Origin of the sequence: Agrobacterium sp. ST15.16.055, from assembly GCF_027956555.1 — a bacterium.
GTDB lineage: Bacteria > Pseudomonadota > Alphaproteobacteria > Rhizobiales > Rhizobiaceae > Agrobacterium > Agrobacterium salinitolerans.
This window is the reverse complement of record NZ_JAQKGN010000002.1, coordinates 304,259-329,240: the sequence shown is the minus strand read 5'-3', so window position 1 is coordinate 329,240 and position 24,982 is coordinate 304,259. Positions and strand designations below refer to the sequence as shown.

General features: G+C 59.9%; 24 protein-coding genes. 9 read left to right on the top strand and 15 right to left on the bottom strand.

The window, feature by feature from the left end:
- Positions 1–16 precede the first annotated feature (16 nt).
- Complete coding sequence (locus PL599_RS04825; RefSeq protein WP_269823675.1) at positions 17–1,222, top strand: MFS transporter; 1,206 nt, start codon at positions 17–19, stop codon at positions 1,220–1,222.
- Between the two features lie 64 nt (positions 1,223–1,286).
- Here the strand turns inward: PL599_RS04825 and PL599_RS04820 are convergent, their stop codons facing one another.
- A complete protein-coding gene (locus PL599_RS04820; protein WP_137410710.1) occupies positions 1,287–2,675 on the bottom strand; it encodes a L,D-transpeptidase family protein in 1,389 nt (462 codons plus the stop codon).
- A gap of 155 nt (positions 2,676–2,830) precedes the next feature.
- Here PL599_RS04820 and PL599_RS04815 point away from each other — a divergent pair, with 155 nt between their 5' ends.
- From PL599_RS04815 to PL599_RS04805, 3 genes are all read left to right on the top strand, one after another.
- Positions 2,831–3,664 carry an aldose 1-epimerase family protein gene (locus PL599_RS04815; RefSeq protein ID WP_269823674.1) on the top strand — a complete coding sequence of 278 codons (834 nt, stop codon included), beginning with the start codon at positions 2,831–2,833 and terminating at the stop codon, positions 3,662–3,664.
- Between the two features lie 96 nt (positions 3,665–3,760).
- Positions 3,761–4,099, top strand: coding sequence for a TIGR01244 family sulfur transferase (locus PL599_RS04810; protein ID WP_269823673.1), 339 nt, complete (start codon positions 3,761–3,763; stop codon positions 4,097–4,099).
- Positions 4,100–4,146: 47 nt separating this feature from the next.
- Positions 4,147–4,488 (top strand): RidA family protein, encoded by a 342-nt coding sequence (locus PL599_RS04805; RefSeq protein WP_003494829.1) that lies wholly within the window; start codon positions 4,147–4,149, stop codon positions 4,486–4,488.
- Positions 4,489–4,598: 110 nt separating this feature from the next.
- Here the strand turns inward: PL599_RS04805 and PL599_RS04800 are convergent, their stop codons facing one another.
- The 7 genes from PL599_RS04800 to PL599_RS04770 form a co-directional block, all read right to left on the bottom strand.
- Complete coding sequence (locus tag PL599_RS04800) at positions 4,599–5,015, bottom strand: MarR family winged helix-turn-helix transcriptional regulator (protein WP_269823672.1); 417 nt, start codon at positions 5,013–5,015, stop codon at positions 4,599–4,601.
- Between the two features lie 75 nt (positions 5,016–5,090).
- Positions 5,091–5,465, bottom strand: a complete 375-nt coding sequence (locus tag PL599_RS04795) for a DMT family transporter (RefSeq protein WP_269823671.1) — start codon at positions 5,463–5,465, stop codon at positions 5,091–5,093.
- Between the two features lie 53 nt (positions 5,466–5,518).
- A complete protein-coding gene (locus PL599_RS04790) occupies positions 5,519–5,839 on the bottom strand; it encodes a DMT family transporter (RefSeq protein ID WP_077981763.1) in 321 nt (106 codons plus the stop codon).
- Between the two features lie 292 nt (positions 5,840–6,131).
- Positions 6,132–6,896: a HugZ family pyridoxamine 5'-phosphate oxidase gene (locus PL599_RS04785; protein WP_269823670.1), complete on the bottom strand. Its 765-nt coding sequence runs from the start codon at positions 6,894–6,896 to the stop codon at positions 6,132–6,134.
- A 189-nt stretch (positions 6,897–7,085) separates the two neighbouring features.
- The gene (locus PL599_RS04780; protein ID WP_269823669.1) at positions 7,086–8,738 is read right to left on the bottom strand and encodes a thiamine pyrophosphate-binding protein; all 1,653 of its coding nucleotides are present in this window, start codon (positions 8,736–8,738) and stop codon (positions 7,086–7,088) included.
- A complete protein-coding gene (locus PL599_RS04775; RefSeq protein WP_269823668.1) occupies positions 8,735–9,937 on the bottom strand; it encodes a CaiB/BaiF CoA transferase family protein in 1,203 nt (400 codons plus the stop codon). Before PL599_RS04775 ends, PL599_RS04780 begins: the two co-directional genes overlap by 4 nt.
- Positions 9,938–10,038: 101 nt before the next feature.
- A complete protein-coding gene (locus PL599_RS04770; protein ID WP_269823667.1) occupies positions 10,039–10,989 on the bottom strand; it encodes an alpha/beta fold hydrolase in 951 nt (316 codons plus the stop codon).
- Between the two features lie 147 nt (positions 10,990–11,136).
- On the opposite strand from PL599_RS04770, the gene ettA reads away from it, so the two are divergent.
- The 3 genes from ettA (at position 11,137) to metF (ending at position 14,855) form a co-directional block, all read left to right on the top strand.
- On the top strand, positions 11,137–12,786 hold the full coding sequence (ettA, locus tag PL599_RS04765; protein ID WP_077981656.1) for an energy-dependent translational throttle protein EttA: 1,650 nt from the start codon (positions 11,137–11,139) through the stop codon (positions 12,784–12,786).
- A gap of 160 nt (positions 12,787–12,946) precedes the next feature.
- Positions 12,947–13,960 (top strand): ArsR/SmtB family transcription factor, encoded by a 1,014-nt coding sequence (locus PL599_RS04760; protein ID WP_077981657.1) that lies wholly within the window; start codon positions 12,947–12,949, stop codon positions 13,958–13,960.
- 1 nt (position 13,961) lies between these two features.
- Entirely contained in the window at positions 13,962–14,855 is an 894-nt protein-coding gene (gene metF / locus PL599_RS04755) for a methylenetetrahydrofolate reductase [NAD(P)H] (RefSeq protein WP_269823666.1), read from the top strand.
- A gap of 465 nt (positions 14,856–15,320) precedes the next feature.
- On the opposite strand, the gene PL599_RS04750 is transcribed toward metF, so the two are convergent.
- From PL599_RS04750 to PL599_RS04720, 7 genes are all read right to left on the bottom strand, one after another.
- The gene (locus PL599_RS04750) at positions 15,321–16,547 is read right to left on the bottom strand and encodes a lytic murein transglycosylase (protein WP_269823665.1); all 1,227 of its coding nucleotides are present in this window, start codon (positions 16,545–16,547) and stop codon (positions 15,321–15,323) included.
- A 122-nt stretch (positions 16,548–16,669) separates the two neighbouring features.
- On the bottom strand, positions 16,670–17,449 hold the full coding sequence (locus PL599_RS04745; protein WP_137410703.1) for a glycoside hydrolase family 25 protein: 780 nt from the start codon (positions 17,447–17,449) through the stop codon (positions 16,670–16,672).
- A 234-nt stretch (positions 17,450–17,683) separates the two neighbouring features.
- Positions 17,684–18,403: a class I SAM-dependent methyltransferase gene (locus PL599_RS04740; RefSeq protein WP_269823664.1), complete on the bottom strand. Its 720-nt coding sequence runs from the start codon at positions 18,401–18,403 to the stop codon at positions 17,684–17,686.
- On the bottom strand, positions 18,400–19,650 hold the full coding sequence (locus PL599_RS04735) for a DUF3419 family protein (protein WP_077981659.1): 1,251 nt from the start codon (positions 19,648–19,650) through the stop codon (positions 18,400–18,402). The genes PL599_RS04740 and PL599_RS04735 overlap by 4 nt, the downstream gene beginning before the upstream one ends.
- A gap of 161 nt (positions 19,651–19,811) precedes the next feature.
- Entirely contained in the window at positions 19,812–20,882 is a 1,071-nt protein-coding gene (locus tag PL599_RS04730; RefSeq protein WP_269823663.1) for a transglycosylase SLT domain-containing protein, read from the bottom strand.
- A gap of 136 nt (positions 20,883–21,018) precedes the next feature.
- Positions 21,019–21,654: a LysE family translocator gene (locus tag PL599_RS04725; RefSeq protein ID WP_269823662.1), complete on the bottom strand. Its 636-nt coding sequence runs from the start codon at positions 21,652–21,654 to the stop codon at positions 21,019–21,021.
- A 52-nt stretch (positions 21,655–21,706) separates the two neighbouring features.
- Positions 21,707–22,918, bottom strand: a complete 1,212-nt coding sequence (locus tag PL599_RS04720) for a pyrophosphate--fructose-6-phosphate 1-phosphotransferase (RefSeq protein WP_269823661.1) — start codon at positions 22,916–22,918, stop codon at positions 21,707–21,709.
- 319 nt (positions 22,919–23,237) lie between these two features.
- On the opposite strand from PL599_RS04720, the gene PL599_RS04715 reads away from it, so the two are divergent.
- The gene (locus PL599_RS04715; protein WP_004430712.1) at positions 23,238–23,978 is read left to right on the top strand and encodes a J domain-containing protein; all 741 of its coding nucleotides are present in this window, start codon (positions 23,238–23,240) and stop codon (positions 23,976–23,978) included.
- Positions 23,975–24,754 carry an N-acetylmuramoyl-L-alanine amidase gene (locus tag PL599_RS04710; protein ID WP_269823660.1) on the top strand — a complete coding sequence of 260 codons (780 nt, stop codon included), beginning with the start codon at positions 23,975–23,977 and terminating at the stop codon, positions 24,752–24,754. Before PL599_RS04715 ends, PL599_RS04710 begins: the two co-directional genes overlap by 4 nt.
- Positions 24,755–24,982 lie beyond the last annotated feature (228 nt).

Genomic DNA, 24,982 nt, shown 5'->3' with positions numbered 1-24,982 from the left:
CATATTGGAGAAAATGATGACGACGCGTGTAATTGATGGGGATGATGTTGAGGCAACATCCATTTCCCCGGCTCTGACGTTTTTGCTGGCGACAGCCTGCGGGTTGATCGCTGCCAATCTTTATTATGGACAGCCGCTAGCAGGCATCATCGGGGCGGAGCTTGGTCTTTCCGCTGGTGCTACCGGCCTGATCGTGACGTTGACGCAGATCGGCTATGGTATCGGCCTGCTGTTCGTCGTGCCGCTCGGTGATCTCATCGAAAATCGCAAGCTGGTGGTCAGTTCCGTCTCGATGGCCGTGCTGTCACTCGCCGCCGCGGCGTTTGCCCCGCATGCGGCGCCGTTCCTGATCGCGGCCTTTCTGGTCGGCGTCAGTTCCGTGGCGGTGCAGGTCATCGTTCCCTATGCCGCCCATATGGCACCGCACGCCATTCGCGGCCGGGTGGTCGGCAATGTCATGAGCGGGCTGATGGCCGGCATCATGCTGGCGCGGCCGGTCTCCAGCCTGCTGTCGGAAGTGGTGTCCTGGCGTGGCGTCTTTCTGACCTCGGCGGCCGTCATGGCGCTTCTTGCTGTGGTGCTTTTCCGGCTTCTGCCCGCCCGTGTGCCCGATGCGCGCCTGAGCTACGGCGCATTGATGGCTTCGATGGGCAGGCTGGCGCTTCACACGCCGATCCTGCGGCGGCGGGCGATCTATCACGCCTTTCTGTTTGCCGCCTTCAGCCTGTTCTGGACCACGACGCCGCTTTATCTGAGCGGACCGCACTTCAATCTCAGCCAGGGTGAGATTGCGCTCTTCGCACTGGCCGGTGCGGCGGGCACCGTGGCCGCGCCGATCGCCGGGCGGATGGCCGATCGCGGCTGGACGCGTGCGGCCACCTTCTTTGCCTTGGCGGCGGTGGCGCTCTCCTTCGCCGTCACGCATCTGGCGCCGGAAGGCTCGCATCTGGCGCTTGCCATTCTGGTCGTCGCGGCCATCGTTCTGGATTTCGGTGTCACCACCAATCTGGTGCTCGGCCAGCGCGCCATCTTCACGCTGGGGGCGGAATTCCGCAGCCGCCTGAACGGCATCTATATGGCGACGTTCTTCATGGGTGGTGCCATCGGCTCCGCCGTGGGTGGCTGGGCCTATGCCGTCGGTGAATGGCAGGCCGCCTCGTGGATCGGCTTCGCCTTGCCGGTAGCGGCGCTCCTGTATTTCCTGACGGAAAAGCGCGACTGAAACACCCATAACGAGAAAAGCCCGGCGGATCACACCGCCGGGCTTTCTGTTTTCTTGCGCTCGATTATTCGGCGAATTCGACCACGACGCCGGGGCGGACCATTTTCGCCAGTTCGGTCGCATCCCAGTTGGTCAGGCGGATACAGCCGTGGCTGTTGGTCTTGCCGATCTTGGACGGTTCCGGGGTGCCGTGAATACCGTAGGTCGGCTTAGACAGGGCAATCCAGACCGTACCGACCGGGCCGTTCGGACCCGGCGGGATCTGCAGGATCTTGTCGTTCTGGCCCTGTTTGAAGTTGATCTTCGGATTATAGGTGTAGCCCGGATTGAGCGCGACGCGCTCGACCGTATGCGTGCCGCTCGGTGAAGGCGTATCCGTGGAGCCGATGGTGGCGGGATAGGCGGCGATCAGATTACCGTCCTGACCATAGGCGAAGACCTGCTTGATGCCCTTATGGGCAACGATGCGGGCAACCTGCCCCTTTTTCGTCTCGCCCGGATTGACGACCTTGATAATGGTGCCGGGTACGGAGAAATCGATGCCGGGGTTCAGCTCCTTCAGGTAGTTCTCATCCATGTGGAAGCGTTCGGCGAGCGCTTCCGAAGTCGAGGTGAAGGAGAGGGCAGGCAGCTGCGATTTCTCGGCATAGTCGTCCGGGATGGAGGCGACATAGGGGCCGGCGGCGTCGGCGGCGGTGATGGTGTAGTCGACAATAGGCATACCGCCGGAAGCGCGCAGGCGCTCCAGAATATCGTCGGAATTGTTCGGATCGAGCTTTTCGCCGGTCATGTCCTGCCAGGCGGCAATCGCCTTGTTGACGTTGTCGCCCATCTTACCGTCGATAACGCCGGGCGAGATGCCTTCACGGTCGAGGAAGGTCTGGAGCGCGACGATTTCCTGGCGCGAGCGATTGACCGGCGTTGTCACCGGCGTGTGGCGCTCGATCAGGTGCTCCGGCTGCGGAACCGCGGCCGTGGTGCTTTCGCCCGGCATCGGCTGGCCGAGCGGGCCGCTTTCAACCGCACCGGGTGCGGGAACGGAGCCGGTGTAGAAATTCTCGTCGGAGCCGTCGCCGCGATATTCGCGGTAATCGCGCACGCTGCCATTGTCCTGATAGCCGTAGTCGCGTTGCGGCTCACGATACCGTCCGCCGGGGGCGGGCGGATAATAGGTGGTGTCGCGCTGGCGCGCCTGTTGCCGCTGCTGGTAGCCGGAGGGCATTTCGGTGGCGAGGAGATTGCCATACTGGTCGTAAAACACCGTGCGTCCCATCGCGTCGCGGCTGATGACGATATCGCCGCGTTCGGGAACGAAATCGAGCACGCGACCGTCCGGCGTCACCAGAACCGGCTGCTCATAACCATAACGCTGCTGCGCGCCAGCCTGTAGCGGGGTGAAAACCGACGCCACGGCGACCGTCAAACCCAGAGCTGCGTTAAGAAACTGTTTCACGATTCTGCTATCCCTTGCTTGTTCACCGATAAACACACCGCAATCTTGACCCTATTGTGAAAAAGGTGAATTCGCGGTTAATGCAATCTTAATTTCCGTCACGGTTAGTAGCGTTTCCGTGAACCATGCGTTTTTGCTGCCACAGGGAGGTTGTCTTGCGTTCATTTCAGGCCGGCAAATCGCCACGCATTTTCCTCGATGAAACCTCCGTTTTCGATATCGGCGCTTGCGTCGTTGACGGCATCGACATAGCACCGGGCCGCGCCATTCCCGACGATGGCGATGCGCGCATCGACCACTCTCTGGAAGGATTTCTCTTTACCTGCGGTCCCGACCATATCCGCCATCCCGAGCCGATCGATGGGGACGGGGAGGGACGCCGATATCCGCTGCATGGATCCTTTTCTTCCCATCCCGCGACGATCATCGCCTTCGATGTCCATGAGTCCAATGCGCTGGCGCGCGTTGAGGTTCCCGTGAAGCTTGCCGATGGCGGCACCGCACTTCTCGAACGGACGTGGCGTATCGACGGCGAAAGCGGTGAAGTCAGTCTCGACGACCGGATCGTCAACACTTCCGGGCGGCCGATCCCGGTGTTCCTGATGTATCACATGAATATCGGCGCGCGGCTGTTCGACGATGCCGTGCGGCTTGAGGGCGCGATGCTGCATGGTGGCGGCCACGGCTGGCGTTTCGGCGAAGAGCCGGGCAGCGTTTTCTGCGTTTCTGCCGGCAATGATGACTGGGCGGAACTGAAGCTCGGTCCGGTCGCGGCCATCGGCGGGAAGACGCTGACCGTGCGTTTCCGTACGGAAACGCTGCCCTATCTGCAGATGTGGCGCAATCAGCAGGCGCCCGCCAATGTGCTCGGCATCGAGCCGGTTTCGCATCGCTGGGTCGGGCGGAGCGAGCTTGAGGCTGCCGGCGAGTTCAATATTCTCCAGCCGGGCGAAAGCCGTTCCTTCGGCCTGCGCTTTTCCATCCTCTGAGCCGTACCGAATGAAGATCGCCCGTCATTGACGCCGCGGTTTTGACCGCTTACATCGGATGCGGATTTCAAGGGTGACGGCCAGCGGAGGCATGACATGGATATCAGGCGCATTGACGACGAATATTCGGTAACGGGACAGATCAGCGTCGCCGATCTCGACGAGATCAAGGCGCTCGGCTTCAAGTCGCTCGTCTGCCACCGCCCTGACGGCGAAGAAGACGGCCAGCCGCTTTTTGCCGATATTGCCGAGCGTGCCGAGCAGCTTGGCCTCACCATCATGCATGTGCCGGTCGGCCGCTATGGCGTCGACGCCGATGCCGTTGCCGGCATGGTGGATGCGCTGGATGAATTGCAGCGCCCGATGCTCGGCTATTGCCGCTCTGGCGCGCGCTCGACGGCGATTTACGAAAAGACCCATCACCTGCGCGGCTGATTTTCCGCGCATCTTCGATTTTTAATGCCAATCAACAGGAGTTTTCCATGACCATCAAGCGTATCGAGCCGGGCAAGCGCATGAGCGGCGCCGTCGTTCACGGCAACACCGTTTATCTGGCCGGCCAGGTTGGCGAAGGCACGAGCGTTACGGAACAGAGCAAGTCCGCTCTCGCTGAAGTCGACCGCCTGCTGGCCGCTGCCGGTTCCGACAAGTCGAAGATCCTGCAGACCATCATCTACCTCTCCGACATGTCCACCTTCGGCGAAATGAACGCTGTCTGGGAAGGCTGGATCGACCCGGCAAACCCTCCGGCCCGCGCCACTAGCGGCGCACCATTGGCGACGCCGGACTACAAGGTTGAGTTCATCGTGACCGCTGCTCTCTGAGCAATGGACTGACTTATGGGAAAGGCCGGGTCGCGGAAGCGGCCCGGCCTTTTTTGATGGGGCGATGCTGTCGGAAGCAAAGTCATTTGATGCCGGAACCGGGTGGTCGTCTACGCTTGGGCTGAAGGAGTGAATTGCGCTGCAAGCGCCTTTTCGCAGCCATGCCGTTTTATTGCAGCATCCAGTGCTGTTTTATAAAAGGTGCGGGCGCTGTCGATGCGCGTACGCCCACTATCGGTCAAAACGGTATACACACCGCGCTTGTCGTCCGGACAAAGATCCCGGACCGTGAGGCCTGTCCGTTCCAGACGTTCCACCAGCCTGGAAACCGAACTCTGGTTGAGGCAAAGATGCGAGGCAAGATCCTGCATCCGCAATTCACCGGTGGGTGAGCGGGAAAGCGCCTCCAGCGCACGATATTCCGATAAGCCAAGTCCGCAGGCGGTTTGCATCGTTTTTCCGAGGTCGACTTCGACGTTGCCGACGGCTTGGGCAAGTTTCAGCCACGCATCGTGTTTGGAGGACATATGGGCAAGCTCCTGGAGAAAGGAAATACTAACCCATATGTATGCTCATACAATAACATCTTCAAGCGGACGGCGCTATGACAGCCCGGTCTCTCCCTTGGGGAGTTTGACGCTGTCGGCGAGCTTCAGCCACACGACCCCGGCGATGATAATCGCCAGCCAGAACGACTGGGTGAGAGTCAACGGCTGATCCAGTAGGAGACTACCGCAGACGGCCGCCCCGACCGCGCCTATGCCTGCCCAAACCGAGTAGCCAAGCCCGACGTCGATGGTCTTGAGGGACACGCTGAGAAAATAAAGTGTCAGCAGGAAGAAGATTGCGGCGGCGATGGACCAACTCGGTATCGTGAAAGCCCTGCTCCCGCTCACGCTGAGCGCGTAACCGATTTCGAAGAGACCGGCGAGCAGCAGCATGAACCACGCGCGCCCCGTATTCGCGTTCGTTGTCATATCCATATCCTTTCTGATCTGGTGTTCTGACGTCAGATGTTGTCGCTCTATTTTTATGCCGCGCCGCTGAGCCGAAGTCCGATGACCCCGCCGATTACCAGGGCGATCCCAGCGATTTTCCTCCAGTCCAATCTTTGTTCGAAAAAAATCGCGCCCAGAACGACAATGCCGACGCCTGCTGTAGAGGTCCAAATGGCGTAGCCAACACCAACGTCGAAAGTGAGAAGCGCAAAACTAAGGAAAACTGTCGCGATTGCGCCGCTGACCAAAGTCGCGGCAGTCCACCAGGGATGAGAGAAACCCTTGGCATTTCCTGCCGATATTGCGACCGCGATTTCAAAGATCACTGCGATTGCCAGATACATCCAATGCATTGTCATTCTCCGTTAGGATGATTGTTTGAAGGATTGGCCCTGTCTCCCGACCGATGAGTGGTCGATTGAGCATGCCAGGGTCACAAATGGTCGTCTCGACGTGCCGACTATTTATTTGCATGTGCATGCATATTATTTATGAAAGAAGAGGTCAACATGTTTGTCGTTTTCTTCCGCATGGAAACGATGGCGCGGTGACAGGGCCGTTCGAGACACCATGTATATGATGCCGGTCGTGGCTGAACCTGCGACGAGTCGCCTGTATTCGTTTGTTTTGAAGCCCTTGGTGGGTTCAGCTTGCGGGTTGAGTCAATTGTTTCTCAAACTGCTTCAACGTTGTCACCCGCTCCGCAAACCAAAGCCGGGCCAGATCGCTGGCAGAGGCGAGGTCGATACCATCCGGGTCGATGGAGGTGATCGTCCAGCGGCCAGTCTTTGCGCCTGCCAGAACGGCGAGCCGGGCCGCTTCGCCCTTGATGGCGTTGAGGCGGGTTGCTTCGCTTTCCGCTGCTGCCATCAGTGCGTCTGCGCCTGAGAGATCGGTGTGCAGATCGGCCGGGGTGATGGTGCTGGCATTGCGGGCCGGGCCGCCATTGATCTGCACGCCTTCCGTCCGCAGCCTGTAAAGCCTCGTGTCGGGAAGGGAGAGATAAAGTTTTGCTTTGGGATAACGGGCAATGTAGCGCGCGATGGCGAGCGGCACTTCATCCGGGCGGATCTGGTCTACCCTGCCCACCAGTGTCAGCCGCGGCAATGTCAGCGCGTCGCCCTTGCCGAAGGGAGCGAGCGTCAGTGAGATGCGTGGGTCCGCCTCCATGTTGCGGGCGTGCAGCGTCAGCCCCGCCGCGAAGAAGAACGGTGTGCCATCCGGCTCGATGCCGATATTGGTTGCGGTCGTATAGGGATAACCGCTGACCGGATCGAGGGTCGCAAGCGCTGCGGTGCGGGAAAGGTGCAGCACATCGCGGGCCACGCGCACGGCCTCGAAAGGTGCGCCGGCCGAGGGCTCGATTTTTGCGCCGCGCGGGGTGATGACGGGAGGGGCAACATCCGGCATGTCGTTTCCTGATCCAAAGGGCTGCTGAAAGAAGTGTGAGACCCCTCCTTCGTCATGCTCGGGGCTGTCCCGAGCATCTGCAACCGATGAACTTTACGATACGTGATTGGATCCTCGGGACAGGCCCGAGGATGACGTCGTGCGAGCGTCAGGATTTACACCATGCCGGAGCCGTGTCCATGCGTAATATCAGCTTCCGGTCCGGATCTGCGTCAGGGTACGCGTCGGTGTGATCGCTTCCGCATCCAGCTTCACCTCGATGATGGCCGGTTTGCCGCTGGCCCGCGCCCGCTCGAAGGCGGCGGCGAAGTCTTGCGTTCTTTCCACCGTTTCGCCGTGGCCGCCATAGGCTTTTGCAAAAGCGTTGAAATCCGGATTGACGAGATCGGTGCCGCTGACACGGCCGGGATATTCCCGCTCCTGATGCATGCGGATCGTGCCATAGGTGCCATTGTTGACGAGCACGGTGATGATCGGCAGGCCATAACGCACGGCAGTGATGAATTCCTGCCCGTGCATCATGAAGCAGCCATCACCGGCAAAGCAGATTACCTCGCGCTCCGGGAACAGATGTTTGGCGGCCACCGCCGCCGGCAGGCCGTAACCCATGGAGCCTGATGTCGGGGCCGATTGCGTGTTGTAGCGGCGAAAGCGGTGGAAGCGGTGCAGCCAGGTGGCGTAATTGCCGGCGCCATTGGTGAAGATCGCGTCCTCAGCCACATTGGCCTCGATCCAGTCCATGATCGGGCCCATCTGCACCGGACCGGGCCCGGTCTGCGGTGGTGTCGACCAGGTGAGATAAGCTGCGTGCATGGCGGTAGTGCGCTCGGCCCATGCGGCGTTGCCGGAAAGGGTAAGCGAGGCGAGGGCGGCGACGAAATCATCCGGGGCGGCGCAGATCGCCAGATCGGGGCGGTAGACGCGGCCAAGTTCTTCGGCTTCGGGATAAATATGGATCAGCTTCTGCGACGGGTAGGGGATGTCGATGAGCGTATAACCGGAGGAGGGCATTTCGGAGAGGCGGCCGCCGAGCAGTACCACCAGATCGGCTTCCTTGATCTCCTTCGCCAGGGCCGGGTTGATGCCGATGCCGACATCGCCGGCATAGGAAGGGCTCAGGTGATCGAACAGCATCTGGCGGCGGAAGGAGCAGCCGACGGGCAGCTTGTGGTTTTCGGCAAATGCCCTGAAGGCCGCCACGCTTTCCTCGGACCAACGGGTGCCGCCGACGATGAAGATCGGCCGTTTCGCTTCGCCCAGCATTTTTGCGAAGGCGGCAATCTGCGATGTGCCTGGATGGGCTTCTACCGGCATGTAGGGCTTTGCCTCGGGCGCTTCGACTTCTTCCACCAGCATGTCTTCAGGCAGCGTCAGCACCACCGGGCCGGGGCGGCCGGAGGTGGCGACGGCAAAGGCGCGGGTAACAAATTCGGGAATGCGGCGGGCATCGTCGATCTCGCCCACCCATTTGGCGAATTCTGTAAAGGCGCGGCGATATTCCACTTCCTGAAAGGCCTCGCGCTCGCGCGCTTCGCGCTGGACCTGGCCGATGAACAGGATCATCGGAATGGAATCCTGCCTTGCGATGTGCAGGCCGGCCGAGGCGTTGGTGGCACCCGGACCGCGCGTCACCATGCAGATGCCGGGTTCGCCGGTCAGCCGGCCCCAGGTGTCGGCCATCATGGCGGCGCCGCCTTCCTGGCGGCAGACCACGGTTTCAATGCCGCTTTCATAAAGCGCATCCAGCACTGCCAGATAGCTTTCGCCCGGAACGCAGGACACGCGGGAGACGCCATTGGCCTTCAGCGCTTCGACGATCAGTTCTCCGCCGGTTCTTTTCATGGCGTGGTGGTCCTTTCGATGTTTTCCAGTTCGGCCAGCACCTGCGCCTGATGTTCGCCGAGCTTCGGGCTCGGGCGTTCATAACGCAGCGGCGTCTGTGACATGATAATCGGTGTCCGCACGCCGGGGATGACGGTGCCATCCTGAGCCTCGAGATCAACGCGCAGGCCGCGTGCCTGAACCTGCGGATCGGCGAACATTTCCTCGATGGAGTTGATGGGCCCGGCCGGCACGGCGTTCGTTTCGCACGCGGTCAAGAGATCGCGCTTGTTCCATTTCAGCGTTTCGGTGGAAACGATCTGCCGGACTTCGACCTTATGTGCGACGCGGGCCTTGTTTGTCGCATAACGCTCGTCATCGGCAATCGCGCCTATGCCGAGAATATTGCAGAGGCGGCGGAACTGGCCGTCATTGCCGACCGCGAGGATCAGGAAACCATCGGCCGTCGGCACCACCTCATAGGGGGAAATATTCGGATGGGCGTTGCCGAGCCGGACGGGCGGCTTGCCGGAGATCAGATAATTCATGTTCTGGTTGGCGAGCACGGCCGATTGCACATCGAGAAGCGCCATGTCGATATGCTGGCCTTCGCCTGATCGCATGGTGTGGATGAGGGCGGCCTGAATGGCTGTCACGGAATAAATGCCGGTGAAGATATCGGCCACCGCAACACCCGCCTTCATCGGCTGGCCGTCAGCTTCACCTGTTATCGACATGAAACCGGACATGCCCTGCACGATATAGTCGTATCCGGCGAGATCGGCGTAAGGCCCGGTCTGGCCGAAGCCGGTGATGGAGCAATAGATCAGCTTCGGATTGAGCACCCTAAGGCTCTCATAATCGAGGCCGTATTTGGCAAGCCCGCCGCGCTTGAAGTTTTCGATGACGACATCGGCGGTGCGGACCAACCGGCGCACCAGTTCGGAGCCCTCAGGGGTCTTCAGATCGGCGACGATGGAACGTTTGCCGCGATTGGTGGCGTGGTAATAGGCGGCGGAGAGATTTTCCCCATCATCGCTTTCGACGAAGGGCGGTCCCCATGCGCGGGTATCGTCGCCACCTTCGGGGTTCTCGACCTTGATGACATCAGCGCCCATGTCGGCCAGCATCTGCCCCGCCCAGGGACCTGCCAGAACACGCGCGAGTTCAATGACACGGATGCCTGCGAGCGGCGGTTTCCTGTTCGGCATGTCGGTCATCTGTCCCCCGGGATTTTCTGCTTGCCGGTTTATAGACCGCTGCCTGCCGCGCCGCATGTGATTTTATCTCATGGACTTATTCCGTTTCGGCAAAGGCGCCTTCAGTCTTTAACGACCCGACCGCACCAGGCGGCGAAATCCGCCGCGACGGGCTGCCAGCCGATCTCGTTCAATGTCTCGTGCCGCATTCCCTTGTAGATTGTGTGTTCGACATGACTGAAGCCCGCCTGGCGGAAACGCTCGGCTAGCCACACAATTTCCCTGCCATCATTCGTGGCGGCATCCTGATCGCCGCTTACCAGTAACAGCGGCAGCGTTTTTGGCAGGCGCTCGATGAGTTTCGGCGCGCGATAGGAGAGTTCGAAAACATCCTGCCAGAGCGAAACGCTCGCCTCGAACTGGCAGAGCGGGTCCTCCACATAGGCATCGACAGCCGCCTTGTCGTGGCTCAGCCAGTCGGCATGGGTGCGCCTTTCCGGCATTTTTGCATTCCAGGCGCGGAAGGTCGCCTTCGGCAGGATGGCGCTCGGCACGTCAGAGCCTTTCAGCATCTTTTCAAGCCGGAGCACGACCTGCGCGATGCGGCCCATGACGCCGGGATTGAGATTGGAGTTCCAGATCGACAGGCCATCGAAGGCATCGGGGTGGCTGACGGCAGCGTTGAGCGCCACAAGGCCGCCCATGGAGTGGCCGAACAGGATGGTTGCCAGGCCGGGATGTCTTTCCCCGATCATCATGCGCATCGCCATGACATCGGCAACCACCTTTTCCGCACCGTCCTTCCAGGCGAAGCGACCGAGAGGCGCATCCGCCGCTCTCGTGCGGCCATGGCCGCGATGGTCATGGGCATAGACCTCGAAACCCTGTTTCGCCATGACATCGGCAAAACGGCGGTAGCGGCCGGCGTGCTCGACAAGGCCGTGGCAGATCATCAGCACGCCACGGGCGGGGGATAGAGCGGAAGGTTGATGACGGAAGGCGATCGATGCGCCGGAAGGGGCTTCCAGCCTCTCAATCTGGCTGAAGGCGAAGTTATCGGTCGTCTCATTCATGGCAGCACCCATCGCCTCATCGCGCAGCTTGTCATAATCATGGGGTCATAATCGTGCCAGAGGTTGCCCCAAGGTCCTATTTACCCTACATAGCGGCAAATTTCCCGATACGTACTCTTAAAAATCCGATGTGGAGCATTCGCTACAATGGCACGTCAATTCATCTATCACATGGCTGGGCTGAACAAGTCCTATGGCGCGAAGAAGGTTCTGGAGAACGTCCATCTCTCCTTCTACCCCGATGCCAAGATCGGTATCCTCGGCCCGAACGGTGCCGGTAAGTCGACCGTTCTGAAAATCATGGCCGGTCTCGACAAGGAATATACCGGTGAAGCCTGGCTCGCCGAAGGTGCGACCCTCGGTTATCTCGAGCAGGAGCCGAAGCTCGACGAAAACAAGACCGTGATGGAAAACGTCATGGAAGGCGTGGCGCACAAGACGGCGATCGTCGACCGCTACAACGAATTGATGATGAACTATTCCGACGAAACGGCGGATGAGGGCGCAAAGCTTCAGGACATGATTGACAGCCAGAACCTCTGGGATCTGGAAAATCAGGTCGAAATGGCCATGGATGCCCTGCGTTGCCCGCCCGGCGATTCGCCCGTGACCGGCCTTTCCGGTGGTGAGCGTCGCCGCGTGGCACTGTGCCGTCTGCTGCTGTCGCAGCCGGACCTGCTGCTGCTCGACGAACCGACGAACCATCTGGACGCTGAAACCATCGCCTGGCTCGAAAAGCACCTGCGCGACTATCCCGGCGCCGTGATGATGATCACCCACGACCGCTACTTCCTCGACAATGTCACGGGCTGGATTCTCGAGCTCGATCGTGGTCGCGGCATTCCTTACGAAGGCAACTACTCCGCTTACCTGCAGGCGAAAGCCAAGCGCATGCAGCAGGAAGCCCGCGAAGATGCATCGCGTCAGAAGGCCATCAGCCGCGAGCAGGAATGGATCGCATCCAGCCCCAAGGCCCGCCAGACGAAATCCAAGGCGCGTATCAAGGCCTATGACGAACTGGTGGAAGCAGCGGAAAACCGCCGTCCCGGCGATGCGCAGATCGTCATTCCGGTTGCAGAGCGTCTCGGTCGCGTCGTCATCGAAGCCGACAACCTCACCAAGTCCTATGGCGACCGTGTGCTGATTGAAAACCTGTCCTTCAAGCTGCCGCCCGGTGGCATCGTCGGCGTCATCGGTCCGAACGGTGCGGGTAAGACGACGCTGTTCAAGATGATCACCGGTCAGGAGAAGCCTGATAGCGGTTCCGTGACCGTTGGTGACACCGTTCAGCTCGGTTACGTCGACCAGAGCCGCGACGCGCTGGCGGGCGACAAGACTGTGTGGGAAGAAATCTCCGGCGGCAACGACATCATCAAGCTCGGCAAGTTCGAAGTGAATTCGCGCGCCTATTGCGGCGCCTTCAACTTCAAGGGCGGCGATCAGCAGCAGAAGGTCGGCAATCTTTCGGGCGGTCAGCGTAACCGCGTTCACCTCGCCAAGATGCTGAAGGCCGGCGGCAACGTGCTGCTGCTCGACGAACCGACCAACGACCTTGACACCGAAACGCTGGCGGCGCTTGAAGAAGCGCTGGAAGCCTTCGCCGGCTGCGCCGTTATCATCAGCCACGACCGCATGTTCCTCGACCGCCTTGCCACCCATATCCTCGCTTTCGAGGGTGACAGCCATGTGGAATGGTTCGAAGGCAACTTCGAAGACTACGAAAAGGACAAGGTCCGCCGTCTCGGCCCGGAAAGCATCAAGCCCGGCCGCGTGAGCTACAAGCGCCTGACGCGCTGATCCTTTTCAGCATCGCTCCAGAAAGGCCCGCCGTAAAGCGGGCCTTTTTTCGTTTAATAAGTGGACATGATCGCGTCCCGAGACACTTTACGCTTGCATCGAATGCCACATCGACATAAAGATATCTTTATATCTTGATTAGCTTGCGAGGCGCGGCAGAGTGGCGTTCGGTCTGGACAAATTGGTGGATCTCCTGAAGGCGGCGGGTGAGACGACGCGTTTTCGCTTGCTGGCGCTTCTTTCGGCCGGCGATCTGACGGTTACCGACCTTACCGAAATCCTCGGCCAGTCGCAGCCGCGCATCTCCCGTCACCTCAAACTTTTGACGGAAGAGGGGCTGATCGAGCGTTATCAGGAAGGCGCATGGGCCTATTTCCGTCTGCGGCAGGATGGTGAGCCTGCGGGCGTCGTTCGGCAGCTGCTTGGCGCCGCGTCGCCGTCTGACGCCGTTCTCCAGCGTGACAGCGAACGGCTTGCCACCGTCAAGCGGGTGCGGGCGGAGCGGGCGCAGGACTATTTCAGCCGCAACGCTTCCGCATGGGACGAGCTGCGCCGTCTGCATGTCAGCGACGAGGCCGTGGAAGGCGCGCTCCTGAAACTGGTGGGCACCACGCCGATCGATTCGCTTCTCGATCTCGGCACCGGTACCGGCCGTATCCTGCAGCTTCTGAGCGGTATCTATCGCCGCGCGATCGGTGTGGATGCCAGCCGCGACATGCTGTCGGTGGCGCGCGCCAATCTCGACAAGGCAGGTGTGGTCAATGCCTCCGTTCGCCATGGCGACATTCTCAATCTGCCGCTCGAGGGACAGGATTTCGATCTGATCGTTATCCATCAGGTCCTGCATTTCCTCGACCAGCCGGAAATCGCGCTTTCGGAAGCTGCACGCATGCTGCGTCCCGGCGGTCGGCTGATCGTCATCGACCTTGCGCCGCATTCCTTCGAATATCTGCGTGATGAACACGCGCATGTGCGGCTCGGTTTCTCGCATCCGCTGATGGAAGAATGGTTGAAGAAGGCCGGGCTTTCGTTGGAGCGCGCCGTCGATCTTCATTCTGAAAAAGCGTCCGACGAGGCTTTGGACGTCACGATATGGGTTGCCCGCGACCAGCGGCTGCTGATGGCAGACGATGTGGCGCAAGAGGCGGTTTTACTTCGCTCCGGGAGGGCATGATATGTTGAGGTCAGAAACCGCACGCCGTGATGGCGACATCCGGTTGTCTTTCGAATTTTTTCCTCCCAAGAACGCCGAGATGGAATCCCAGCTTTGGGAAACGGTCGACGAGCTGAAGAAGTGGAATCCGGATTTCGTTTCCGTCACCTATGGTGCCGGCGGCTCCACAAAAGCGCCGACGCTGGACGCGGTACGCCGTATGATCGCAGACGGCCATCTGCCGACTGCCGCGCATCTGACGTGCGTGGATGCGAGCCGGGATGAGGTGCATCAGGTCGTAGAAGAGTTCCGCAATGCTGGCGTTCGCCATTTCGTGGCGCTTCGCGGCGATCCCTCCACCGGCATCGGCACGGCTTACCAGCCGCATCCGGAAGGGTATGAGAATGCTGCCGCTCTGGTGAAGGGGCTGCGTGAAATTGCTGATTTCGAGATTTCCGTTTCGGCCTATCCGGAAAAACATCCGGAAAGCGCAAGCGAGGCTATCGATATCGACATGTTGAAGCGCAAGGCCGACAATGGTGCGACGCGGGCGCTGACGCAGTTCTTCTTCGATAATGACGTGTTCGAACGTTACATGGAGCGGGTCACGGCGGCGGGCATCGCCATTCCGGTGGTTCCGGGCATTATGCCGATCCAGAATCTCACCCAGCTCAAGCGTTTCGCCGGCCGCTGCGGCACCAGCATTCCCGGTTTTCTGGATGAGCGTTTCGAAGGCTATGACGACGATCTGGAAGGTCGCGCCCGCGTGGCCGCGGAGGTTGCCGCCGAACAGATTGCCGACCTTCAGCGTCGTGGCGTCAATGAGTTCCATCTCTACACCATGAACCGCGCGCCGCTGGTTGACGCGGTGCTTGAAAATCTCGGGCTGGAGCGTCTGCGCCGCAGCGCCGCGTGATTTTACACAGCAGATTACCGATATGAAAAAAGCGCAGGTCCCTTAGGGCCTGCGCTTTTTAAACTCGTGTCATCTACGGTTTTTATCTGCGTTTGGTCTTCACGTCTCGTCAGATGAAAAGCATCATCGCTACGAACAAAAACGCCAAACCGACTGCCAAGGCATTGAGAGATTTTGTAAGTCCCATGGGTGCCTCCTGTTGTTGACAGGTTTGATAATATGACCGTTTTGTGGCGGTTGGAAAGCGGTTTTTGTGATGCAGTGCAGCAAGACCTGGCATGCCGTAAAAAAGCGTTTTCCGTAATTTATTGAAAATAAAAGATTATTTATCTATCACGCAGTGCTTCATAAGTTTAAAAAAAGTAAATGACCGGGGTGTTATCCCCAGTCATCAGGTCGAGATTAATGATTTCTGCCTTGATTCCGTCCGACAGATGAAGGGCCGGAAGGCGTCGTTAAGATTGATTAAAGCGCCTGCAGAAGTGCGGCAGAAGGCCAGCCATCGGCGGGCAGTCCGAGACGCTGCTGTTCTTTCTGAATGGCGACGCGGGTGCCGGAACCGAGAATGCCGTCCACCTTGCCGACATTATGTCCGCGCGCTTCGAGCTTGGTCTGAAGCTGCTTCATGGTCGCATCATCGAAACCGGGCTCCGGGTTGCCCTTGTTATAGACGGGGGAGCCCATCAAGCGTGTGGCGAAATAGGCGGCCGAGGTCGTGTAGATGAACGACTGGTTCCATTCCAGATAGATGTTGAAATTAGGATAGGTAATGAAAGTCGGACCCTTGCGCCCCTGCGGCATGATGAGCGCGGCGGGAAGGGAAGCGAAGTTCTTGTTGCCGTCACGCGGGGTGACGCCGAGCGCGAACCACTCACCGGCGGTCAGCGTGCCGCCGAGGCCGGATTTTTCCCAGGGCAGGTTTTCAGGCAGGGAAACTTCCTGAATCCAGGGTTCGCCCTTCTTGAAACCGAGATGCTGGATGAATTTGGCCGCAGTCAGGATGGCGTCGGGCGCGCTGCTCTTGACGTTGATGTGGCCGTCGCCATCACCATCGACGCCGAAAGCGATGATGTCCTTGGGCAGCATCTGCACCTGGCCGATTTCACCGGCCCATGCGCCCGTATTGGTAGCGGGATCGAGATCGCCGTGCTGAACCATTTCGATCAGCGCCAGCAGCTGCGGACGGAAGAGTTCCGGGCGGCGGCAATCATGCGACAGGGTCACCAGCGCGTTACGGGTGTTGAAATCACCCTGGACGGCGCCAAAATCGGTTTCCATGGCCCAGAAGGCTGCGATGACGCCGGCCGGTACACCGTATTCGCTTTCGGCACGGGCGAAGGTGGAGGAGAGTTCCTGCAGTTTCTTGCGGCCAATATCGAGGCGCGGCTGGCTGACGGTGCGCTGGGAAAACTCCAGGAAGGTCTGGCGGAAGACGCCCTGTGCACGGTCACGCGAGAGCACCTTCGGGTCGATCTGCGCGCCGGCGAGCGCCTTCTGGATTGCGTCGGCCGGGATGCCCTTGGCAAGCGCATCGGCTTTAACGCCTTCGAGAAATGCACCGAGATCGCCGCCGCAGGCAACCTGCTTGGGATCGTCAGGCGAGGCGACAGGCGGCGTTGCGAGTGCGGAGCCGGTAGAAAGAAGCGACAAAGCGGCGGCAAAAACGATGCTGCGCGACCGGAACGTGGGCATGGGAATTTCCTCGATAGGTTGTTAGCCCGCTTTACCCATATGTTTGCGACAAAAAAACGGATCGGGCGATCTGACGTGGCTGAACAACGCCGATTTTTCAAAAGTGTTGCTTCTTGGCCGTGTTATTTGGCGGAAGCAATCCATTTTCGCCAGTTTTTCTCACTTCCGGCGAAGACATTGATGTCAGTGGGACCGTTCACGCCGGGCACGACGCCGGTTGCGGTATATTGCCAGAAGGCCCATTTGCGATCTTCGTAAATCTTGGCCGGATGGGCGGCAACGGAACGCACCCAGAAATGGTAGTCCTTGAACTGGCCGACGAGATTGTCGCGGTGAAAGTCGACTGAGGTATAGATGATCGGGCGCTTGCCGTAGTGGGCTTCGATGCGGTCGAGGAAACGTTGCATTTCGGCGCGCACGATACCCGGGGCAGGGCGGGTCTTGCAGGTGGGGGAGGAAGGATTCCACTCCACGTCGAGAACCGGGGGCAGGGTGACGGCGTCCTTCGGAACGTTGCGAATGAACCAGTCGGCCTGGGCGTCCGCTGTGGAGCAGAAATAATAGAAATGGTAGGGCGCGTGCAGAATATCGGCCGCCGCCGCGCTGCGCCAATGGTCGCCGAATTTCGGATCGATACGGTCCGACCCTTCCGTCGCCTTGATGAAAACAAAGGAGACGCCGGATTTACGCACGGTTTGCCAGTCGACATCGCCATTCCATTTGGACACGTCGATGCCGTGCACCTCGTGGCGGTGCGGGTTGTTGACGCCGAAATCCTGCGGGTCGGTATCAGAAAATTTCGGCCTGGAAACGGATGCGGTTTCCAGCAGGTCGTAACTGGTGGAGGTGCAGCCGCCGATCAACAGCAAAGCCGACAATAGTGCCGATAAACGCAGCCGCATTGAAACCCTGATGAAAGTGTTGCCCATCCCGCGGCCGCAAAACGGCGCGCCATATCTCTCAATTTACGCATAACATGGTAAACAAGCGGTTATGGCAAGGGGCTAGGTGCTTTTTGCATCTCGCAAGCCGCTGGATTTGCAGCGATTTGCGATTTTTACTGCTGAAACCTCTCCCGGCGAAGCCTTGAAGGCGACGTCGCATGCGCGCATGTGGGTTTTGCAATCCGTCGGGAATCAGGCGTCGGCCAAGATGCGGTGGTTTTTCGGCTGCTGCGCTTCGGCAACCGGGAGCGTGATGACAGCCCGCCAGGCATAACCCCGGGCGATTTCCTCGAATTCGAGATTGCCGTCAAAACGGCCGGCCATATTGGCCAGAACATAGCGAAGATTGGCGCGGGGCGTGACGTGGAAACGGGTGAGCCAGGCTTGCAGAAGGGTGCGGAACCACTTCGGCAATTGTTCCTGCTGGCCGAAATCGACGATATGCAGTGAGCCACCGGGCTTCAGCGCCGTGAGCGCCTGTTCGATAGCCTTTTCCCAATCCGGTATCATCGACAGCGCATAGGGGATCATGACGCGGTCGAAGCCGTCGGGTTGGCCGAATTCCGAGGCGCGGAAGGCAGTGGCATCTGCCACGCGCAGAATGGGGCGTTCCGCCTTGCCGGCGAAATTTTCGGCTGCGGTCAGCAGCATTTCGGCGGAAATGTCGAGGCCGAACAGTTTCGCCTGCGGAAATTTGCGGCTGGCCAGCAGCAGGTTGCGGCCGGTGCCGCAGCCAACTTCCAGCAAGGTGCCACCTTTCGGCACGTCGAGGCCGGAAATGGTTCTGTCGCGGCCGAGAAGGTAATATTTGCGGGTGATATCGTAGATATGCCGCTGGTGGCGATACATGCGGTCCATCAGGCCCGCATGTGCGCTGTCTGCAAGGCCCACATTCTCGCCGATGGTTTTCATGCCATAGCCCTCTGGTAGATATGGAAGCCGCCGTAGATGGCCGAGCGGTCCATGGCGTTGAGCGCGTTGGAGCGCTCTTCGAGATAGACCCACTGGTTGCGGATGTCAGGCGAAAGCCGGCCTTCGATGACGCTCTTTTCGGCGGCGGTGCGGAAGATGACGCGCGCGCCGGATGCCGCGGTGCGGCTGATCTGCGACCATAATTCGTTGAGCTGCGTGTCCGTCATCCAGTCCTGCGCATCGAGGAGGATATAGCGGTCGACGGCGCTTGCCGGCTTTTTGGAGAGAAGCTCGGTATAGGTGGCGTGGTGCACGGCAACGCGTGCGGTGTTGTTGCGGATCGTTTCGTAATATTCCGACTTGAGATAGGCGGGCAGGGCACCCTCATGCGGTTCGGGATAACGGCGCGCGAAGGCCTGCCAGGCGAAATAATTGTCGCTGAGCGGGAAGTTGCAGGCGAGCTTTTCCAGCCGCTCCTTGAGCACGGACGCAACCGTGCCATCGGCGGAAAGGCTGGCCAGCTCGTCATATTGGCGCGGCGGAATGCCAAGGCCGAAGAGCGAGCTTTTGCGCTTCGTCAGCCAGCGCACCACCGGCTTGTCGAAAAGGGGTGCGACCTTGCTGTCGAAAAACTGGCGCTGTTCGTCCAGCGTTCGGGTCTTGGCCATTTCGGTGAGCTTCACGCCGTGCAGCCGGGCCATGAGATGACCGGCGCCGATGAAGCGGCCGAGCAGGCCGGTGCGATAGATATTCCTGTCGAAGACAGAGATGCGGCGGCGGCCGGAAAGGGTGCGCTTCGACCAGTATGCCTTGGTCGTGGCGTCGAGATGCTCGGCGATGAAGCGGTCGTAACCGATGCTGTTGCTGCGGTGGTTGGCGCGGCCGAAGTGGCGCACCACGTCCTGATGGGCGGGCAGATGGCGGAAGGCGGCGAGCTTCAGCTTGTTCAGCGCAATGTGGTGCGGGTTGAGGTCCACGACATCGATGCTGGCCGGATTGCGGGAGAGGTAGGCCAGCATGTTGCAGCCGCCCGAGCCGATGGTGACGATGCGGTGGCCTTCGCCAAGCTCCATGGCCTCCATGTCGATTTCCGGGTCTTCCCATATCTGCGGATAGACGAGGCCGGAAAAGAGGACGCCGAAGAACCGCTCGGACAGACCGCTTTTGGAGAGTGCCTTGTGCTGGAGCAATGCAGACTTCAGTTTCGTGTTCTTGCTGAAGCCGGTCTTGGGTGCCGCACTCGTCATATGTTCACCTCTCAGTCGATTGAGAGGCGTCTACAGCCGTCACACTACAGTTTGATGACAGGGGCTGTGGGTGAAAACAATGAGACGAAAAGACGCTGTGAAACGATCGGCGTCTAAGTTGCCACGAATCCAGACTGCATTCCCAATGCAGCCGGAGGCCATCACTTGCGCAGAACGTGCAGCATGCCCTTGCGCTTGGCGTCGTAGTAATAACCGCGCGCATAAAGCCGGACCGCGTTATCGCGGTCGTTACCCGCCACAACCCATGCGCCGCGCAGATATTTGACGGCGTATTTGAGGTTGGTTTCGGCATCGAACAGGCCGGAAGCGGGACCATCGAAGCCCATGGAGCGGGCCGTGGCATGCCTGATCTGCATCAGGCCGAAATTGCCGCTGCTATAGGCGCCGGGATTATACATGCTTTCACGCCGCACCACTCGGTGAACCAGATCTTCCGGCACATCGTACATGGTGGCGTATTTGGTAATAAGGCCGCTGAGCTTTTCGCGTCCGACCGGGGCCGCCATCGATTCGTTCTGGCGGATAGCGGCAAGCGCGGCGTTGGTCGGGCCGGCGGCATAGGCCAGAACCGTGCTGTCCGGCTTTGGCAGCGGAATGACTTTGCGTTCGGCCGTCAGTTCAGTGCCGATGGAGGGCGAACCGGGCGGCGGCGGCGCGGGCGGGAAGCTGCCCTTGACGGCAACCACCTGCGGCAGATCGGCAGCGGCATTGTGGGCAGCCGGCTTGGCCGCCATGTCAGCCGTTTCGATGGCTGCGGCCGCCGGAGTGGCGCTTGTCGGTGCGAGTGCCGTGGCCGTGGTCGGCGCAGATATCGTCACACTCGCTTGGGCGACTTCGTTCTGCTGCGGTTGCATCTGGGCGGCGATGGCTGCGGCTGCAGCAATTTCAGAAGCCGGTGGCAGCGCCACGCGTCCGCCCTTGACGGCGACGGCGGTGGGAAGTGCCGCAGGCTGGGAAGAGGTTGCGGTTTCGGCGGTCTTAACCGTTGCTGCTGCTGCCGGGGTCACGCCCGTTGCTGCTTCGGCCGTCGCCGGCTGCGGCGATGTTTCCGCGGGAGTGGTCGCGGGATTGACTGTCGCGATCGTCGGGCCGTTCGGCCCTTCCTTTGCGGTATATTCGACGCTGGTACATGCGCTCAATGCCAGTGCCAGACCCACGGTGGAAGACAGAAGAAGTGCACTTCTTCCGCGGAATTTGCCGGAATTTCGCATGTTGCCGCCTTCGTTATGCCTGTCTTTCGATACCCCCGCGTCGAGCGAAGCAGGCAGTGTCCCGTCGAGCCTTCATTAACCTATTGTAAGGATAGCGGCAAGCCGGTGCGTTTCTCCCCGGCTTTCGGGCGGTTTTTCAGGCCGCGATGCGCCTGTATCCGGCACTGACGGCGCGGCCGGAAATAAAGTGGGTGCGGTATTTCGGCCGGATTTTCTTATCGCCCGACATGCGGCGCACCATCGCCAGAGTAGGCCCGGCAAACAGCGCCTGCGCGGTCAGAATCACCAACGCCTGAAGAAGAATGGCGGCCTGCGCCATGGCGAACGTTTCAATTGCATTGCCAGAGGTGGACACGAATTGCGGCAACAGCGCCAGAAATAAAGCGAAGTAGCGCGGGCGCAGGGCGGCAATGGCGTAACAATCGCGGAAAATGCCGCTCCAGGATTTGCCGGGCAGATTGTCATTATCGGCATTGGCGGCCTGGGCGGCAGGCGTGGCGAAGGTCCACAGGAGAAACAGCATCAGCCAGCCGATGCCGGCCCATTGCACGATTTCCACGAAGGATTGCGGCAGATAGACGAGACCGGCCACCGGAATGGCGGAAATCGTCATGGCCGTGACGATGCCGAGCGCCCCGCCGCTGACGGAGGCGAAGATCGTCTTTTTGCCGCGAATGGCGGCATAGGAGGCGACAGAGAATACAAGGGGAGAGGGGAGTGCGAACACAACGGCACATGCTGCACAAAAAATCAGCCAGGCCTGTCCAGACATTCTCTTCCTCCTTGCCCTCCCTGTCGCAGTATTATTTTAGCCTATCGTAAAATCAGGCCGCTGTGAACGGCTGACCGACGTGTTCCATCACTTCGGTAAACCATTTTGCAGAGAGGTCGAAATGCTTTCCGCCCTTGATACGCGGAAACTCGATGGTCCGCAATTTGCCATTCTGGTCTTCGTCATGGCCGGTGACGCCGGAGACTTTGTTGAGCGCGCTTTCGACGGCGAGATCGACCATGCCCTGAATGAGGCGCAGGTCGTCGCCATTGGCGGCGGCGGAGCGGGCGAAATAGCCTGATTTCTGCACCATGGAGCGTTCCGCACCGATGAGGCTGGCGAACTGCTTCTGGAACCAGCCGCCGACATTGATGGTGTCGATCTTCACATGGCCGAAAGCGTCGCGCTTGACGGCCTCGCCGGAGGCTTCGCGTTCGGCGACGATGGAATCGAGGCCCGCACCTTCGGAAACGAACAGCGTGACATAGCCGTTTTTGTCCATGATTTCCTTCAGGCGCTTGGCTTCCGCCTCGATGTCGAAGGCCATTTCCGGCAGGTAGATGCCGTCGATGTTCTTCATCTGCGTGTTCATCATCAGGCCTTCGACATATTCATTGCCGCTGGTCTTCTGGATATAGGCGCGCGCGGTGGCGGCCGTCAGCCAGCCGCAATGGCGGCCCATGACTTCATGGATGACGAAGGTCTTGGGTGCAGCGCTCTGCTCGTTGCTGACATTGTCGAAGAAGGAAGCGCCGACTTCAGCGGCCGTCCAGGCGCCGAGCGACTGCTTGATCGGCACCACGTCGTTATCCACCGTCTTCGGCAGGCCGACAACGGTGAGGTCATAGCCGTTAGCGCCAAGATAGGCGGCGAGATCGGCCGCTGTCGTATTGGTGTCGTCGCCACCGATCGTGTGGAGAATGGTGACGCCGTCAGCCGCCAGCCGGTCAGCGGCGACGCGCAGCGGATTGTCGCCTTCCTTGACCAGACCGCGCTTGGCGCAATCGGCGGCATTGGTGAGCTTCACACGGCTGTTGCCGATCGGCGAGCCGCCGTAGCGGTGGAGCAGATGTGCCTTTTCCCGCATATCCTGGGTGATCTCGATGCGGTCACCCAGAAGCACGCCCTGGTAACCGGAGCGGTAAGCGATGATGTCGATCTCGGGCGCGATGTCGCTGTAACGCTCGATCAGGCCGCCCACGGCCGAAGAGAGACAGGGCGCAAGGCCACCCGCGGTCAGCATTGCGACTTTCTGTTTGGCCATCATGGCTCTCCTTTTCACATATACCCAAAGACATGTCTGGCAAATGGATGCGACAGCCGCGTGTTGGTGTAAAGTGAATTTATGAAGAAGAACGCCGATTTCTCGCGGTTTTTCAGCGGCTTGAGCAAAGTGGCCTAATATAATCGTTTCAATCGGCATCGCCGGCGGCCAGCTTTCCGCCCTCTGTGGAAAACCATGGTTCCGTCGTCTGCCGTACTCTTGTTCCTGAAGCAAAACTGTCGCAAAGATGAATAAAAGTTAATGCCGCCGGCCCGCTAGGCATATTGCATTCGCGGCAATATCCCGTCATGCTTGTTGCATGATGTTCGATTTCGCCTGTCTGCAAATTTCATCCCTGTGGGAACGGCTGCTCGGCGCAATCGGCGACGCGGCAGGCGGTGCGCTCGGGCGCGTGGTGGAAGCCATCCGCACCCTTTTCGAAGGTGACCCGGAAACCCGCCGCAAGGTTTCCTTTTCCGTGGCCATCATCGCGCTCTCCGCCAAGATGGCGAAGGCCGACGGTGTCGTCAACGACGCGGAAGTGCGCGCCTTCCGGCAAATCTTCGATTTTCCGGAAGAAGAAGCCAAGAACGTCGCCCGTCTTTATAATCTCGCCCGCCAGGACGTTGCCGGTTACGAGGCCTATGCGGAGCGGCTTGCTGGTCTTTGCGGCTCCGGGCACGCCAATTGCGAGATGCTGGAAAGCGTCATCGACGGCCTGTTCCACATCGCCAAGGCCGATGGGCTGATCCACGAGCGGGAACTCGCCTTCCTCGGCCGGATCGCGGAAATCTTCCGTATCACCGAAGATCACTTCGAAACGATCATGGCGCGGCATGTCCATATGGACGGGCGCGACCCCTATCGCGTGCTCGGCGTTTCGCCTTCGGACGATTTTCTGGATATCCGCAAGCGGTACAGAACGCTGGTTGCCGAACACCATCCTGACAAGCTCATTGCCCGCGGCGTTCCCATGGAATTGCATGCGGCCGCGAATGAGCGTATGGCGGCTCTCAACGCCGCATATGCGGCCATCGAGAAAGAACGCCGCGTCGCATGAGTGAATGTCTGCCGGATTTTATCCCGGATTTCGGGGGCGCAACCGTTGCGCCTTCGCCTAACCATGGTGAAAGGCTTGATGTAGCCGGTCCCGATATTATCCTGTTGCATTATACCGGCATGACGACGGCCGACGGCGCACTGTCGTGGCTCTGCAATCCGGAAAGCCAGGTCTCAAGCCATTATTTCGTCTTCGAGGACGGGCGCGTCATCCAGCTCGTGCCGGAAACCCGCCGTGCCTGGCATGCGGGCAAAAGCATCTGGGCGGGGGATCAGGACATCAATTCCCGCTCCATCGGTATCGAGATCGCCAATCAGGGCCATCCCGGCGGCCTGCCGGAATTTCCGAAAGAGCAGGTGGCTGCCGTCATCGAATTGTGTCGCGATTGCGGCCAGCGCTGGTCTATCGCCCCAGAAAGGGTGCTGGCGCATTCGGATGTTGCACCGATCCGCAAGGTCGATCCGGGTGAAAAATTTCCGTGGGACATCCTGTCGCAGCACGGTGTCGGCCATTGGGTGGAGCCTGCTCCGATCCGTGGCGGCCGCTTTTTTCAGCGCGGCGACCATGGCCAACCGGTCGAAGCGCTGCAGTCGATGCTGTCTATTTATGGTTATGGCGTTGAAATTACAGGCGCTTATTGCGAAAAAACCGAAGGCGCCGTGGCTGCTTTCCAGCGGCATTTCCGCCCCGCTTTGGTGGATGGTATCGCGGATTTCTCCACCATCGATACGCTGCACCGGCTGATCGCCAGCCTGCCGAGATTTTCGGGCGCTTAATCGCCAATTCTGGAAAAGCATTCCCGCTTTTTCCGCGAGTTCAAGTCGCTTTTTTTCTTGTGCCACAGTTAATCCGCATTGAGGAAGTTTAAGAACGTCACTGCATGCGGTGTCGTTCTTCAGGGGAGCCTGCCGTCAATATCAATCAAGGAGACCGGACAGCGGAAGGTCGCGATCGACTTTCCGGGCGCAGACTATTTGTGTCGCTTCATTGTTCCGGTCATCCGA

What these genes read in the sequence shown, in the direction of transcription:
- PL599_RS04790 (WP_077981763.1), bottom strand. Translation starts at nt 5,839, where the DNA reads ATGCATTGGATGTATCTGGCAATCGCAGTGATCTTTGAAATCGCGGTC.
- ettA (WP_077981656.1), top strand. Translation starts at nt 11,137, where the DNA reads ATGGCACGTCAATTCATCTATCACATGGCTGGGCTGAACAAGTCCTAT.
- PL599_RS04785 (WP_269823670.1), bottom strand. Translation starts at nt 6,896, where the DNA reads ATGCCGGATGTTGCCCCTCCCGTCATCACCCCGCGCGGCGCAAAAATC.
- PL599_RS04750 (WP_269823665.1), bottom strand. Translation starts at nt 16,547, where the DNA reads ATGCCCACGTTCCGGTCGCGCAGCATCGTTTTTGCCGCCGCTTTGTCG.
- metF (WP_269823666.1), top strand. Translation starts at nt 13,962, where the DNA reads ATGTTGAGGTCAGAAACCGCACGCCGTGATGGCGACATCCGGTTGTCT.
- PL599_RS04740 (WP_269823664.1), bottom strand. Translation starts at nt 18,403, where the DNA reads ATGAAAACCATCGGCGAGAATGTGGGCCTTGCAGACAGCGCACATGCG.
- PL599_RS04745 (WP_137410703.1), bottom strand. Translation starts at nt 17,449, where the DNA reads ATGCGGCTGCGTTTATCGGCACTATTGTCGGCTTTGCTGTTGATCGGC.
- PL599_RS04715 (WP_004430712.1), top strand. Translation starts at nt 23,238, where the DNA reads ATGATGTTCGATTTCGCCTGTCTGCAAATTTCATCCCTGTGGGAACGG.
- PL599_RS04725 (WP_269823662.1), bottom strand. Translation starts at nt 21,654, where the DNA reads ATGTCTGGACAGGCCTGGCTGATTTTTTGTGCAGCATGTGCCGTTGTG.
- PL599_RS04775 (WP_269823668.1), bottom strand. Translation starts at nt 9,937, where the DNA reads ATGACCGACATGCCGAACAGGAAACCGCCGCTCGCAGGCATCCGTGTC.
- PL599_RS04735 (WP_077981659.1), bottom strand. Translation starts at nt 19,650, where the DNA reads ATGACGAGTGCGGCACCCAAGACCGGCTTCAGCAAGAACACGAAACTG.
- PL599_RS04730 (WP_269823663.1), bottom strand. Translation starts at nt 20,882, where the DNA reads ATGCGAAATTCCGGCAAATTCCGCGGAAGAAGTGCACTTCTTCTGTCT.
- PL599_RS04810 (WP_269823673.1), top strand. Translation starts at nt 3,761, where the DNA reads ATGGATATCAGGCGCATTGACGACGAATATTCGGTAACGGGACAGATC.
- PL599_RS04710 (WP_269823660.1), top strand. Translation starts at nt 23,975, where the DNA reads ATGAGTGAATGTCTGCCGGATTTTATCCCGGATTTCGGGGGCGCAACC.
- PL599_RS04770 (WP_269823667.1), bottom strand. Translation starts at nt 10,989, where the DNA reads ATGAATGAGACGACCGATAACTTCGCCTTCAGCCAGATTGAGAGGCTG.
- PL599_RS04720 (WP_269823661.1), bottom strand. Translation starts at nt 22,918, where the DNA reads ATGGCCAAACAGAAAGTCGCAATGCTGACCGCGGGTGGCCTTGCGCCC.
- PL599_RS04800 (WP_269823672.1), bottom strand. Translation starts at nt 5,015, where the DNA reads ATGTCCTCCAAACACGATGCGTGGCTGAAACTTGCCCAAGCCGTCGGC.
- PL599_RS04805 (WP_003494829.1), top strand. Translation starts at nt 4,147, where the DNA reads ATGACCATCAAGCGTATCGAGCCGGGCAAGCGCATGAGCGGCGCCGTC.
- PL599_RS04825 (WP_269823675.1), top strand. Translation starts at nt 17, where the DNA reads ATGACGACGCGTGTAATTGATGGGGATGATGTTGAGGCAACATCCATT.
- PL599_RS04780 (WP_269823669.1), bottom strand. Translation starts at nt 8,738, where the DNA reads ATGAAAAGAACCGGCGGAGAACTGATCGTCGAAGCGCTGAAGGCCAAT.
- PL599_RS04795 (WP_269823671.1), bottom strand. Translation starts at nt 5,465, where the DNA reads ATGACAACGAACGCGAATACGGGGCGCGCGTGGTTCATGCTGCTGCTC.